8 protein-coding genes are annotated in these 14,926 nt (G+C 41.4%); 3 read left to right on the forward strand and 5 right to left on the reverse strand.

The features are described from left to right. Positions 1 to 219: 219 nt before the first annotated feature. Complete coding sequence (pruA, locus tag U735_RS0104520; protein WP_031442686.1) at positions 220 to 1,848, reverse strand: L-glutamate gamma-semialdehyde dehydrogenase; 1,629 nt, start codon at positions 1,846 to 1,848, stop codon at positions 220 to 222. A 200-nt stretch (positions 1,849 to 2,048) separates the two neighbouring features. After that, on the reverse strand, positions 2,049 to 2,435 hold the full coding sequence (apaG, locus tag U735_RS0104525; protein ID WP_031442687.1) for a Co2+/Mg2+ efflux protein ApaG: 387 nt from the start codon (positions 2,433 to 2,435) through the stop codon (positions 2,049 to 2,051). A 556-nt stretch (positions 2,436 to 2,991) separates the two neighbouring features. Here apaG and U735_RS24430 point away from each other — a divergent pair. From U735_RS24430 to U735_RS0104540, 3 genes are all read left to right on the forward strand, one after another. Continuing rightward, a complete protein-coding gene (locus U735_RS24430) occupies positions 2,992 to 5,397 on the forward strand; it encodes a transglycosylase domain-containing protein (protein WP_034248015.1) in 2,406 nt (801 codons plus the stop codon). Between the two features lie 204 nt (positions 5,398 to 5,601). Then, on the forward strand, positions 5,602 to 7,776 hold the full coding sequence (locus U735_RS0104535) for a hypothetical protein (protein ID WP_180994019.1): 2,175 nt from the start codon (positions 5,602 to 5,604) through the stop codon (positions 7,774 to 7,776). Positions 7,777 to 8,209: 433 nt separating this feature from the next. Continuing rightward, entirely contained in the window at positions 8,210 to 8,632 is a 423-nt protein-coding gene (locus U735_RS0104540) for a response regulator (protein ID WP_031442690.1), read from the forward strand. Positions 8,633 to 8,840: 208 nt separating this feature from the next. On the opposite strand, the gene U735_RS0104545 is transcribed toward U735_RS0104540, so the two are convergent. Genes U735_RS0104545 through U735_RS0104555 form a run of 3 tightly spaced genes read right to left on the reverse strand, consistent with a single transcriptional unit; the run spans position 8,841 to position 14,673 of the window. Next, a complete protein-coding gene (locus tag U735_RS0104545; RefSeq protein ID WP_034248026.1) occupies positions 8,841 to 12,014 on the reverse strand; it encodes an efflux RND transporter permease subunit in 3,174 nt (1,057 codons plus the stop codon). A gap of 7 nt (positions 12,015 to 12,021) precedes the next feature. Then, positions 12,022 to 13,230, reverse strand: coding sequence for an efflux RND transporter periplasmic adaptor subunit (locus U735_RS0104550; RefSeq protein WP_031442692.1), 1,209 nt, complete (start codon positions 13,228 to 13,230; stop codon positions 12,022 to 12,024). 12 nt (positions 13,231 to 13,242) lie between these two features. Beyond that, positions 13,243 to 14,673 carry an efflux transporter outer membrane subunit gene (locus U735_RS0104555; protein ID WP_083260654.1) on the reverse strand — a complete coding sequence of 477 codons (1,431 nt, stop codon included), beginning with the start codon at positions 14,671 to 14,673 and terminating at the stop codon, positions 13,243 to 13,245. Positions 14,674 to 14,926 lie beyond the last annotated feature (253 nt).

The raw sequence follows: 14,926 nt of genomic DNA on the forward strand, positions 1-14,926 counted from the left end.
GTTAACGTTAAATTTACATTATAATTGTGTGAAAGCTGGTTTAATTTATGTTAAATCTATCCTTTTGCCCGGTATTATTCCGAAATAGATGGCTTTAGTCTGCCCAAATTAAGGGCTTTAGGAGTAAAATGACTGTTAAGAGCGAGTGGATTTATATAATAGGCAAGGCCCGTATCTGCACTAAGCAAATACGGGCCTTGTTTATTTATTTGTATTCCCTTATCCCAGGAATGGATATCTATAATCTACTGGAGTAACAAAAGTTTCCTTTATAAGCCTAGGGGAAACCCAACGCAAAAGGTTTTGTGCGGAACCAGCCTTGTCATTGGTGCCGGAAGCTCGTGCACCACCAAATGGTTGCTGTCCTACAACGGCACCTGTAGGTTTGTCATTAATATAAAAGTTGCCGGCACAGTTCTGTAATGCTTTGGTTGCTTCAGCAATAGAATAACGATCCCCAGAGAGTACGGCACCCGTAAGGGCGTATTCGGATGTGCTATCTACCAAGGTAAGCGTTTTGGACCAATCCTTGTCCTCATACACGTAAATAGTGACTACAGGGCCGAAAAGTTCGGTTTCCATAGTGGTATATTTTGGGTCGGTGGTTACTATCACGGTAGGCTCTATAAAGTAGCCCTTGGATTTGTCATAATTTCCGCCCACATAAATTTCGGCATTCTTGTCCTTTTTGGCCTGGTCAATGTACTTTGCCAATTTGTCAAAAGAAGCTTCATGGATAACCGCCGTAATAAAGTTGCCCATATCCTCGGGAGAACCAGGTTTGTTGAATGATTCTACATCAGCCTTTACGTATTCCAATATTTCCTTGGATGTGGATTTTGGAAGATAAACCCTGGAGGCCGCACTACATTTCTGGCCTTGGAATTCAAAAGCTCCCCTCACAATGGCAGTTGCAACCTGTTTTGTGTTGGCGGTAGGGTGTGCAATTATAAAATCCTTGCCCCCAGTTTCACCTACAATCCTAGGATAGGTTTTGTATTTGTGGATATTGTTTCCAATTTGTTTCCACAATTCCTTAAATACATGGGTGGATCCTGTGTAGTGGATTCCGGCGAAATCCGGACTGTCCAAAGCTACTTTTGTAATCATTACAGGATCTCCGTAAACCACATTGATAACGCCATCGGGTAGTCCGGCTTCCTTAAAGATATCCACGATTACCTTGGCAGAAAACACCTGACTATCACTAGGTTTCCATAATACCACATTTCCCATCATTGCCGCACTTGCTGGAAGGTTTCCAGCAATTGCAGTGAAATTAAATGGGGTTATGGCGTAGATGAAGCCTTCCAAAGGTCGGTATTCCACCCTGTTCCAAATACCTTCCGCAGAATCTGGCTGTTCCTCGTAGATCTGCGACATATATTCAACGTTGAAACGAAGGAAATCTATAAGTTCACAGGCAGAATCAATTTCGGCCTGATGTATATTTTTTGACTGCGCAATCATAGTTGCGGCATTGATCTTTGCCCTATATGGTCCCGAAATCAATTCAGCGGCCTTTAGGAATATGGCAGCGCGTTGTTCCCACTCCAAATCTGCCCATTTTTTCCTAGCTTCCAAAGCGTTGGATACAGCATTGGATACATCTTCCTTGCTGGCAGTATGGTACTGGCCAACTATGTGCTGATGGTCGTGGGGAGGGGAAATAGTTCTGGTGTTTCCAGTTTTAATATCTTTTCCGCCAATGTACATTGGAATGTCTGCGTTGCCATTGAAATAGACACTGTATTGCTTTAGTACTTCTTCCCGCTCTGGAGTGCCCGGGGCATAACTTTTAATAGGTTCGTTGTATGCCGTGGGGACTTGAAAAAATCCTTTGCCCATGATATTCTTTTTTAAGTTCAAATTCACGGTAAAGGTACTAAATGCGTCAGCGAAAATAAAACTAAGAGCTAGGTGAATTTTAGGATTCGGGGAAAGAATGGCAATAAAAGGAAATACCGTAATTGTTGTTAAAACAGTGCACAGCGTTTTCCATAAAAAAGCATCATGGAAATATTAATAAAAAAAGAAGGGTTTGAAATTTAATTTAGTGCAAATGGAGCACTAAACTTAAATGTGGGAATGTACACCCTGAATTTCTCGGGATTATTTATGCCTACCATATTGTAATGGCCCTTCATGGCCCCAATAGTGGAAGCCAAAAGGCATCCGGAACTGTAGGTATGGGATTCACCGGGTTTGATAACCGGCTTTTTGCCAATTACCCCTTCGCCGTCCAATACTTCCAATTCATTCAAGGAATCATAAATCTGCCAATGACGTGATGTCAATTGTACCGAATCCTTGCTTTGGTTTTCTATGGTTATGGTATAGCCGAAAGCAAAATGCATTTTGTAGTTCTTGAAGAAAGTTCCTTCAAAACTGGTGTTTACCGAAATTTTAATGCCTTTTGTTACCTGTGTTATCATAAGATCGGATTCTAAATATGTAAATAAACTTCCGGTTGTAAGCATTAAAATCTATAATGCCATCAAAACAAAAAATACAGTATTTTTTAGATATGTATTTAATGCGGTTATCAATCTACCTTGCTCAAAGGAAATCCACATTGTTTTACAAAGATAAAGCGCAAATGTTACAATTTATCTTAAAATTATAATTCTTTTAAAACGAATTTGGGACCTCTAAAAAGCAATTAGTCAGCAAGATAAAGAACAACTGTAAATTATAAAAGTTAATGTGGATATATTCGGTGTAATTATGTTTATTTCTGATATAAGTCAATACAATCTGTTTTTGCAGCAAGGTCCAAGTCCATTGATAAATATTTGTGCCCTTTCCCTGTCCAATTTATAATCTTCTGTATTACATGGATAATGACTTTAGAACTTTCGGTTTTCGTTACAATTATTTTCTGCAATCACACTGTAATTTATTTAAGGTGAAAAAGAGAGCTGATAATGAATATTGGATTGTTTTTATTTGTAATCGCATTTAAATTGCGGAAATTTGTTAAAAGGTATTATGATAATTAAAGGCATAAAAAATGTTTTGGCGCAAACCTGGTCAAGGTTCCGTAGATTAATGATCTATGTTAGGCAACATCCCTTTAAATCATTGCTATTTGCAGCTATTGCGGGATTTTGTAGTCTGTTTTTATTTTTCCTGGTTATTTACCTAGGTGCTTTTGGGAAATTACCGACCAAAGCTTATTTAAAAAGCCTAAAAAACCCTGTTACCTCTACAATCTATGCCTCCAATAAAGAGCCAATAGGGTATTATTATCTTCAAAACAGATCAAATGCCGATAGTTCGCAAATAAAACCCCCTTTAATACAGGCACTTGTAGCCACGGAGGATTCAAGGTTCTATGAGCATAGGGGAATAGACTACAAAAGTTATGCACGGGTATTGATAAAATCCATCATTTTGCAACAAAATGCAGGAGGAGGTAGTACCATTACCCAACAGGTGGCCAAAAATTTGTTTGGGAGGGAGCAACAGTTCTTTCTTTCTACACCAATCAATAAAATTAGGGAGATATTCATTGCAAGAAGACTGGAAAGTATTTACGATAAGGAGGATATTATATTGCTGTACTTCAACACAGTTTCCTTTGGCGAAAATATCTACGGTATTGAAAAGGCGGCATTTCGTTTTTTTAATAAGGCGCCAGAGGAATTAACCTTGCACGAAAGCGCTACCTTGGTTGGCCTACTAAAGGCCCCATCCTATTATAATCCAAGAAATTTTCCGGAACGGGCCGAACAGAGACGGAATGTGGTTCTGTCGCAAATGCTTAAATACGATTATATCACCCCTGAAACTTTTGAAGAGGCCCAGACTCCCTTAAAATTAAATTATCAAACACCAAAGAAAGTGTCTTCTTTTTCTGCATACTTCAAGGATTATGTAGCAACGGAGTTTGCTTTGTGGGCTGAGGACAACCCTGCGCCGGATGGTCATATCTATGATTTGGAGGCGGACGGGTTAAACATTTATACCACCTTAAATACCAACATACAGAAATATGCCGAAGCTGCCCTGCATAGACAGGCGGACAATCTTCAGAAACTTATGGATACCTATTGGGCGGCAGCAACCACCGAGGGAGGTAGGGAAGTGCTTCTTCAAAAGTTGGTGGATCAAAATAGGGAGGTACAGCAAATGCGACAAAGTGGTAGGACCGAGGCGGAAATAGCAGCCTTTGTCAAGGAAAAGCGGAAGAGAAAATACTGGGTAATCGGCAAGGGATTTGAAGAGCAAATGCAATCTTTGGAAGATTCTATCGCAAAAAGTATCAATAGATTACATGCTGGGGTTATAGCTGTTAGCAGTGCTTCTGGGCGGATATTGGGCTATGTAGGTGGTATCGATTACGGATTTAGCCAAATAGACAATGTTGTTACGCCTAGACAGGTCGGATCTACTTTTAAGCCTATTACCTATTTGGCTGCTTTGCAGGCAGGGGAGGACCCTTGTAACTATTATGACAATAATCTAATCACATATTCCAAATACGAGGATTGGAGACCCCGAAATTCCAATAATAAGTACGGTGGCAGTTATTCTATGCATGGTGCATTGGCAAATTCCATTAATACGGTTTCGGTAACCCTGCAACTAAGAACGGGAACGGAGAGGGTCTTGGACCAGGCAAAGAAAATGGGTATAGGATCGGAACTTCCGAATGTCCCATCCATCGTATTGGGTACGGCCGATATCAGTTTGTTGGAAATGGTAACAGCATATGCCAGTATTTCCAATGGTGGAAACAATGTAAAACCTTATGCTATTGATCGTATAGAAGATGAACAGGGCAATGTTTTGTTTGAAGCAAAACCGAGGTACGAAGGAAGGGTGGCGAGCACCGAAAATATTAAGGCCTTGCAGAAAATGATGGAAGGTGTTATTAGGGAAGGCACTGGGTCGCGTTTATTGGGTTATGAGATTCCTTTTAATATTATTGGAAAGACCGGAACTACCCAGAATAATGGCGATGGCTGGTTTATTGCTTGTTCACCAGAGCTGGTTGTCGGTTCTTGGGTGGGCACCTTTGACAAACGGGTGCAATTTGCGTCTACCAGTATGGGGTCTGGTGCCAATACTGCCCTGCCAATTGTAGCCTCTATATTAAAGAATTTGAGTTATTGGAAAAGACCTTTGCTCACTAATTTTAAGTACGATTTTGATTATTTTCCCTGCAGGCCTTTTGTGGAATCCAATGCAGCCGAGGCTTATGAGTTTGCTCAAACCGATTCTACCTATTTACAGGAATTGCGAATTAAGGATACCCTTGCCATTCTACAAGATAAACCCATAGAAATTGACAGCATTCAGGGAATATTTCCAGGAGAGATGCCCCTGGATTCTATTGTAAAGGACAGCCTTGCTATCGACATCGATATTTCCAAAACAAATATTGAATAAAGATGTTGCTACTATCAAGGATTTGTTTTTAGCAATGGTAATAGGTAATCTTTTAAATCATAAATGGTTTTCAATTTGATAGATACAATTTTTAATATCGGTCATTGTTTAAAGAAAAATGGACGTGGATTTTTTCTCTTTCTATTACTAACTTTAGTACTTGGCTGTTCCCAAAGTTCAAAAACCAGTTTCGGTACGAATTATTTGAAAATAAGTATCGATAACCAAGGCCTTATTTATAGCATAAAAGACCTTACAAAGCCTCAGCCAAGGGAGTTGAGTCCATCCGATAGGCCCTCTCCATTGTTGACTTTGTACAATAGTAAGCTAGACACCTTGTACCGGCCACTGAGTGCCGAATTTAACGAGCCGCAAAATATAATTGAGCTGGCCTATCCCAACAATTCCAAGGCTGAAATCAGAGTTGAGCCGAAGGATAAATATCTGAAATTTACCCTTGTTTCCTTGACCAACCGGGAAGATATTGAAGGTGTGCAATGGGGTTCTATCCATACCAATATTACCAATCTTTTTGGGGAAATCATTGGAGTGGCCCGCGATACCAGTGAAACCGTTAATTATGCCATCGGTATGCTGGCCCTGGACGATAATACTTTGGGCGGAAAGTCCAGGACCATAGGAGACGCCGCACCTTTTCAATATGTTATCCATTCTCCTGATACTATTCAATTTCCATTGCCGGAAGACCTATATGAGGGGCAAATTTTCACCTTGGGGGGCAATGGAATCAGTGATGTAGCCTTTTATGCCCACAAGGAACCTTATTATAGGATTTTGTACGGCAATGCTGCTGAAATTGATAATAAGGGAAGGATCTCTATCACTTATAATTCCAGGGACAGAACAAAAAAAAGAGAGGTTTATTTTTCCCTGATACCCAATATGCAGGCAAATACACCCAACCATTTGCAAGTTGAACCTGTGCCCGGTATTGATTATATTGGGTCTTCGGTAGCTTTATGGGGTAGTCCGGATAGCACTGCCTTGATGGATGTGATTCAGGATATTGTTTTGTCGGAAGGACTTCCATATCCCAAGATAGACGGAAAATGGGTGAAAGACCCTACCGCATATGTTCCGGATGCTATTACCAGTGGAGGCCTTTACGATAGTATTGTATCCTATACCTCCAGATTGGGCTTTAAAGCGATCAGTTTGTACGATCAGAGCTTTTTGCGTCCGGATCGGGCTAACGAGGGATATATAGATGGAAAGGATTTCGAAAAGAAACCATTGAAGCTGACTTCTGGTAATTTGTCGCATAAGGAGTTTGCCAATATGGCTGCAAAATACGGGCTTACCATTGGGAGGACCCCTATAACCACTTCTTTGGCGCCTGGTACCAAGGACGCGAGTCCAATTCCCAGTGATAGTCTTTGTTGCCAACAAAAACGCTTGTTGGTAAATAATATTAGCACAACAGATACCTTAATAATTGTGGATGACCCCAAGTATTTGGACGAGATTGCCAGTTGGGAGGGTCATGCGGAGAACTTAAATATGGTAAAAATAGGGAAGGAGCTTATCCATTATCTAGGAATCTCGGAAGTGGAACCCTATCGCCTGTTAAATGTAGAACGGGGATATTGGGGAACCACGCCCACAGAGCACAGCACCAATGATACTATATGTAAATTGCAGGTTACAATTAATTATGGCTATGACGGATTGATACCCAATATGAAGCTTCAGGATAAAATTGCGGAGTACTATGCCGATGTAAGTTTTATTAATGGCCTGGGCTATTACGATTTTGACGGGCAGGAGTTTTTGTTTAATAATGGACACGGATATTATTCTGCCAAACGCTTTTTTAGAAAAATGTTCGACAGGGCCGCTATGCATGGAATTCCTTCTATCCGATTTACGGGCGCTACCTTATCCGAAGGTTCTTGGCATTATCAAAGTATTTGGAACGTAGGAGGGGGAAAGAATTTATATGATGTGGAAACTAGGGAATGGGGAAGCGCTACTAGCCAGGGAAAGGATCTTAGGGATGTAACATTTGCCAATTATTTTCCCGTGGGAATGGGTGGAAATTTTCCTATCAATGCCAATTCCACAGTTGAGCAATATGAACATATACAGGCAATTTCGGTAGGTCTTGGTACTACCTATAGTCTTTATTTAAATCAGAAAGATGTGGAAAGCTGTCCGCAAAAGGAGGCCATTTTTAAAGTGATCAGAACTTGGGAAAATGCAAGGGCAGCCAATGCCTTTCCGAGAGATATAAAAAAACTTTTAACAAAACCTGAAAAGAATTGGAGATTGCTCGATGGCGAAAATAAGGATACCTGGATATTGAACGAATTAAAGGATGGTAAAAAAGTTAAAAGCTATATATTGAATAGGGCTTAGGGGTATGGATCCATAAAAATAATGTAGGAGCAAGAGCGATTGGTGTTGTGGCAAATCTGATTTTTTGCAACTCTTCTGGCCATGTGGGTGATTGTCCTTAAACAACCTCTGTAGGAGTCCTATGCAAATTATTAAATACCTCCCGCAGGCAAATCGTGTGAACTATTATATAAAATGCAGCTTTATCCGTTGAAATGCAGGTGTTTGCACTAAAATACACCATTTTGGTTTCTATTTTTTACCTACATTTGTAAAAACAAGATTTATAGGAAAAATATTACATTATAAAAATTTAGACTTACCCAACTAAGGAGCATCAAATCCTTGGCATTATTTCTCAGATTATTGTAGCTTAAAAATAACCCACTGTAATTAATTGGAAAGGACAATGCCTTAGTGATTTGAATGGGCCTTTTTTACACTTTTTAAGGTTATGAAGATAGAGACAGTATGCATTATTGATGATGATCCCATTTTTGTTTATGGAACCAAAGTTTTATTAAACTACAACAGTTGTTTTGGTTCCTCTGTTATAGTACATGAGGATGGAAAGGAAGCCCTGGAAAATCTCACTTCAATGGCCAAATCCGGTGAAAAACTACCCGATGTTATCTTTTTGGATCTCAATATGCCCATTATGGATGGATGGGAATTTTTGGATGAGTTTGTAAAATTGCCCATTGAGAACAAGCCAAGAGTGTATATAGTGAGCTCTTCAATAGATAATCAGGACATTGAAAGGGCCAAAACCTATGATATAGTAAAAGACTTTATAGTAAAACCATTGTCGGATTCCATTCTTTCCGATCTGTTCAAGACTATAGAGACAGAGGGCCTGCATAACACTTCACTTTAAAATTATTCACCCTGTTTATTTTGTGGAATAGCGCAATTTAGTTAATTGCTTTGCTTTTTTTGCAAGAATATAAAGCTCCTGCTTGATACAACTATATAGTTAATGTTCGTGTGTCTAACCTTTGTTGGAAATACATGTCTTTAAGGGAGTAGATAAAACTTTTATTTCATTTATATTTTTATGCGTTCAGGAATGAATTGAGGATATTTTATTTATCCACCAGTACACTGTTTTCAGGGGCTTTGGTTTTAGATACATCCATTTGCCTTACCGTTCTACCTTTTTCCATCATCAGCCGTATATCCTCTAGCGTTAAATATAAGCAGGGCACAATGACCAAAATGATGGCAGTGGCAAATACGATACCGAATCCTAAGGAAATTGCCATAGGGATTAAATAATAGGCCTGACTCGAAGTTTCAAGGATTATAGGGGCCAAACCTCCAAAGGTGGTCATGGTTGTGAGCATTATAGGTCTAAACCTTCTAAGGCCCGCTTCGTGTATGGAAGTGTATATGGGGTTGCCTTCCTTCCGCCGTTTGTTGGCATAGTCTATCATGATCAAAGAATCATTGACTACCACTCCCGATAATGCTATAACGCCCATTAAACTTACCAATGAGAGGTCATAGCCAAGCAAGATGTGGCCTATAACGGCACCTACTATACCAAATGGAATGGCGGTCATTACAATTAAGGGTTGCGCATAACTGTGAAAGGCTATGGCCAGCAATACATAAATTAAGCCCATGGCAATGGCGAAGCCTGCCCTAAGGGTGTTGGTGCTTTCCCTCATATCTGCCTGACTACCTTCAAAGCTCCAAGTGATTCCAGGAAAATCGGCACGTAATTGGGGTAGTGTTTCTTCCTGCACCATATTGATGACCCTGGTAACTGCATTGGCGGGTTCAACGTCCATACCAACATTCACTATTCTGCGTCCGTCCCTGCGATTGATACTGCTAAAGGCTTCCCTTTGCTCAACTTCCACAACATCCATCAACGGAACTTCTATCCCCCCTGGAGTACGGATCAAGAAATTTTCCAAGTTTTGAATATCCTTACGTTCTTCAATCGGCAGTTTTACCCGTACTTCAATTTCGTTCATTCCCCGCAGCTGTCTCATTGCCAAAGCTCCAAAGAAACCATCGCGCACCTGGCGCCCTACCTCGTCCGAAGTGAGTCCAAGGCTTCTGCCTTGTGGCAATAGCTTAAAGTCGAACTGCATTTTTCCCTTATTATAGTTGTCCGTGACATCACGCGTATTGGAAAAAGCTTTCATCCTTTCCACAAAAGCACCACTAGCTTTTTCCAGCACATTGATGTCCGAATGGCTGAGGTCTATGCTAATGGCCTGCCTTGCGCCACCAGGGCCTCTTTCTGCCTCAAAGGTAATTTGGTCTACCCCTTCAATGTCTCCAATATTATCGCGCCATAGGGCAATGATCTCGGCAGCTGTAATATCGCGTTGGTCTGGTGGCAACATCACGATTTCAACGTCTATAAAATTCTGCCCACGAACATTGGTTTTTATTCCTTCAGCTACTTCATAAAGATTGTGTTCCTCGAACATACGTTGGGTGGAGTTGGAGATAGCATGCGCTACTTTGGCCGCCTGATCCGGGGTTGTGCCCACCGGTAAGCGAACCCCAGCTTCTATTTCATCGGCCGCAACTTCTGGCATCATGATCAGTCCCATATGCCCACTATAGCCATAGCCTCCCACAATAAGCAATAGTGCAACGGCAGCAGTTAGGGTAATATATCTGTATTGTAAACATTTGTCCAATAGCGGGCGATATTTATTTTCTATAAAACGGTCAAATGCATTGGCAAAAGTGCGCTGCCAGCCTTCCAGCTTTTTTACCCATTTATTCTTATTTGTTTCCTTTTTTAGTTGAGCCAAATGGGATGGTAAAATAAATAGCGCTTCAAGTAGTGAAACCCCTAAAATAACGATCACAACCGCAGGTAAGGGCTGCCAGAATTTTCCCGTTTCACTGGGCATAAATAGGAGGGGTACAAAAGCTATAATGGTTGTTACAATGCTAAAGACTACCGGCAAGGAAACATCTTTGGTCCCCGCAATGGCGGCCTTAATGGGGCTAAATCCCTTCTGACGGTATTCATAGACATTTTCACCCACCACAATGGCATCATCTACTACAATACCAAGCACTACCAAAAATCCGAACATGGAAATCATATTTACGCTGATACCGATGAGTGGTAGGAATATCATTCCGCCCACAAAGGAAACGGTCATGCCCATCATTACCCAGAAGGCTAGGCGATACTCCAAAAATAGGGTCAGTATAATCAGCACAATGATAATGGCGAGAATTCCATTTTCTGTCAGTAGTGATAGTCGTTCCCTATAATCCGCAGCGCGATTGCTATCCGTACGATATTTGATTCCAGGCGGCAGTTGGAAATCTTCCATGATACCCTCAACGGCATCGGCAATCTCCAGAGGAGACTGGTTCCCAATTCGGAAAATTCGAAGTTCTACATAGTTTTCTTGATTGAATTGTCCGTGAAATCCGGTTTCCTCAAAACCATCGGTTATTGTGGCAATATCATCCAAGGTTACTTTGGCCCCAGAGTCAGAGGAAATCACAGTAATATTTCCATATTCCTTGGCCCATTGTTTCCGCTCCTGCATCCGAAGCAATATTTCTCCGCTTTGAGTCTGTACAGCCCCGGCAGGTACGTCATTACTGCTTTGTTGAATTATGTCCGCTACCTGACCTAGGGTCAGGTTGTATTTTTGTAGGTTGTGGCGAGGTATCTCGATCCGGGTTTCATAATCGGGCACATTTCCAAGTTCCACTTGTGTAATCTTGGGATTGCTGAGAAGGATATTGCGCAGGCGTTCGGCCAATTGGCGCAAGGTCCATATATCTGCCTTGCCATATAATCCAATTTGAAGTACATCCCGTTGACGGGATTGTAGACTTACAATGGGCTGTTCAATATCATCGGGAAAGGTACGTATGCGATTGATGGCCTGATCAATATCTTGGAAGGCTTTCATGCGTTCCGATCCCGCAACAAGTTCTATAAGAATCTGTCCCGAGCCTTCATTGGCTTCGGAAGCAATTTCCTTGATTCCCTGAACTGCCCTAACGGCTTCCTCCACGGGTTGCAGAATACCTTGTTCCACCTCTGCCGGGGAGGCACCTGGATAGGCCACTGAAACTTCAACAAAATCTAACTGAAATTCCGGAAATACCTCCTTTTGTATTTTGAACATGGTAAATATTCCACCGCCGAGAAGCACTAACATAAGTAGGTTGGTGGCAATGGAGTTTTTGGCCATATAGGCAATAGCACCTTCTTTCCTAGGAGTTTTATTTTCTTTCTTTTCCTTTTTGTCCATGGTCTATCTATTGTGTCGGTTCTTTTTCGGAGCCTTCAGACCTTGTTCTTAATCCAATACCATTGCTTACGGTACTTAAATCTGTGATAACAATCTGTTCTCCCTCTTCTAATCCCTTACGGATGTAGGCGTAGTCATTATCTGTGAGAACGATATCAACCTCACGAATTTCCAATTTGCCCTCTTTCATCACCCAGACCGTTTCGATACTTCTAATATAATCCCTACTTAGGCGAACTACATTGTCCAATTTATTGGCCTGAATATCCACTTCAACAAAGGTGCCTATCATTAATTTGGGCTTCCCTTCTAAATCGGTATTTTTAGCAAGTGGATCTGCCACTTTTACCAGCACCCTAGCCAGGCGGGTCTGCCCGTCCAAGGCACCAATTTCTTTGTCCAGATAACCTTCCCGATACTGCTCTTCGGGCCAGGCCGTAGAATTCTTGATAAGTACTTCGGAACCCCTGTCTTTATCATTTTCGGGAAAGTGCAGCCATTGTAGTTTGGAAACCGGTACGGTTGCTGTAACCCAGTAATACTCTGTGCCAACGAGCCTACCTAAGTCATCCCCTGGACCAACTTGGGAACCAGCTGTGACGTTCTGGCTAAGAATATGCGCATCAAAAGGAGCACGAATAGTAGTTCTTTCCAAGTTTAATTGCGCTTGGTCCACAGAGGCCTTGGCGCCTACAATGGTAGCCTTAACGGCATTTAGCTGGGGCTGCCGTAATATTAGTTGTCGCTCATCTGCGGATAGCGGATTGTCTTTAAAAAGGGAATCGTTGGTTATTAGCATTAAATCTTGTTCCGCTATTTGCTGTCTGCCCATTTCGGTATCCAAGGTAGTCTTGGACTGTAGTAGTTCGCTCTTTCTAAGTTCTAGGGTGTTCCTATAATCCGAGGGGTCTATTTGGAGCAGCGGTTGATTCTTTTTTACGAATCCCCCGGGCGTAAAAGCTGGATCCCTATTTATTATCTGTCCGGATACCAACGGACTTAAGGTAATATCCTCCACCGGTTGCACTGTGCCCGTTGCTGATATGGTGGGTTCATAGGAACCTACTTTTACGGTAATCACATCCACTAACATAGCAGTTTCTATGCTTGCCCCTTCGGTCTTTGCTTCCGGTTCCGTAGAAAATATAAGGGTGGTAATAGCAATCCCGGCAATGAGTATTGCCAAACATATCCACAGTATTTTTTTATTGCTCATAAATTTTATTTTCTATTGATTGTCGATCTCTCTTTCGGTTTCAAATCCGCCAGCCAATGCTCTGTACAGTGCAATTCGTATTAGGATTAATTGCCGTTGGGACACTATGTAATCCCTACGGAGTTGTTGTTCGGCATCCAAACCTATAAGTACATCCAAGTAGGGGCTAAATCCGTTAAGGAATTCTACCCGCAGTTGCCTGTTGCTTTTTTGTGCCAATTCCAATTGTCTGCCAATATTATCTACCCTTTGCTTTTGTTTTATTTCCTGAATCAAGCCATTTTCCACCTCTTGAAAGGCCTCCAAAGTGGTCTGTCCGTATTCCAAAAGTCGTTGTTGCTTAATGGCCTGGGTCCTGTCCACTTCAGCACTAAGCTGTCCGCCATAGAATAAGGGAGCCAATATGTTTCCGGCTAAGGTATAGGCCCAATTGTCAAACAGATTTTGAAAACTATTGGATCGCAGTTGTCCCCTGGCACTTACTGATAATCTAGGATATTTACTGCGCACTGCCGACGCCATATCCCTATCGGCTGCTAATAATACGGCGTAGGATTGTTGTATGTCCGGTCTACGCCTGATGAGTTCCAGAGGCATACCTGCCTCTGGTAGTTCTGGCAATGTAGGTAGATCGGTGGTTTCAAAAGTAACGTTTATTTGAGGCTGTTTGCCCATTAATACCGCCAATTGATTTTCCAAAAGGGCTACATTGGTTTCAAAAATAATCTGCTGCTCTTTGGTACTTTCCAATAACTGCGCCTGTCTCAGAATGTCCACTGCCCTAATCTGACCGCCAACAAACCTCGTTCTTATAAGTTTAATTATATCCTCGTTTGTAGATATTTGGTCTTTTGTAATTTGAAGTTGTTTTTTTGCCGCTATTAATTGGTACCAAGTGGTTGCAATTTCAGCAGAAAGGGATATAGCTGCAGTTCGGTAATCGTACAAACTGGCTTCGGACCTGAATTTTTCTGCCTGTACCGAACTTCGTATCCTGCCCCATAAATCCAGTTCGTAATTGGCGGAAAGGCCCAGTTGAGTATTTTCCCCACCCACAAAATCGGGTTCAGGTAAATTTATGGCCGATTGTGCGCTAGCTGCAATTTGCGGCCATTTATCCCCGGCTTCACGTGCTACTATGGCTCTTGAAGCCAAAAATTGCTGCCATGTAGCGGCAAGGTCCAAGTTGGACTGTAACGCGGAATCGATGAGAATATTAAGTTGCTCATCGTTGAAGGCGGTCCACCATTTGTCTTCCAAGATACTTGGGCCGCTATAAGAGAATTCCTTTAAGTCATCTATAGGTAACGCTACATTTGAAAATTTAGGGGAACAGCCAAAGAAGAGCAAGACGAAGATCAAAAAACAAAATGCAAAGTTTTTTTGAACACCTAATGGTTTGAATTGCGTTTTTAATCTTAGGAAAGTGCTTTTAGTCTGCAATGGTAGGGTTATATTTAGGTTTTCCCTAAGATACTTTTTTTAGCGGTATTACTGTATTAACAAAATCTTAATTGTTAAGAATGTCTTAAGGAAATGGGTTTGGATTTTACCAATACCGATTGCGTTTGTATTGATTTTTTGCCGCGTTTAATAAAGTAGTAATTTGGATAAACTGTTAGTTATCGGAACATACTAGGTTCAGATGATAAACGAATGAGGATATTAAATGTAACCTGTAATAACCCTTTTTAAT

It is taken from the genome of Arenibacter algicola (assembly GCF_000733925.1).
In the GTDB taxonomy this organism is placed as follows: Bacteria; Bacteroidota; Bacteroidia; order Flavobacteriales; family Flavobacteriaceae; genus Arenibacter; species Arenibacter algicola.

What these genes read in the sequence shown, in the direction of transcription:
- pruA (WP_031442686.1), bottom strand. Translation starts at nt 1,848, where the DNA reads ATGGGCAAAGGATTTTTTCAAGTCCCCACGGCATACAACGAACCTATT.
- apaG (WP_031442687.1), bottom strand. Translation starts at nt 2,435, where the DNA reads ATGATAACACAGGTAACAAAAGGCATTAAAATTTCGGTAAACACCAGT.
- U735_RS24430 (WP_034248015.1), top strand. Translation starts at nt 2,992, where the DNA reads ATGATAATTAAAGGCATAAAAAATGTTTTGGCGCAAACCTGGTCAAGG.
- U735_RS0104540 (WP_031442690.1), top strand. Translation starts at nt 8,210, where the DNA reads ATGAAGATAGAGACAGTATGCATTATTGATGATGATCCCATTTTTGTT.
- U735_RS0104545 (WP_034248026.1), bottom strand. Translation starts at nt 12,014, where the DNA reads ATGGACAAAAAGGAAAAGAAAGAAAATAAAACTCCTAGGAAAGAAGGT.
- U735_RS0104550 (WP_031442692.1), bottom strand. Translation starts at nt 13,230, where the DNA reads ATGAGCAATAAAAAAATACTGTGGATATGTTTGGCAATACTCATTGCC.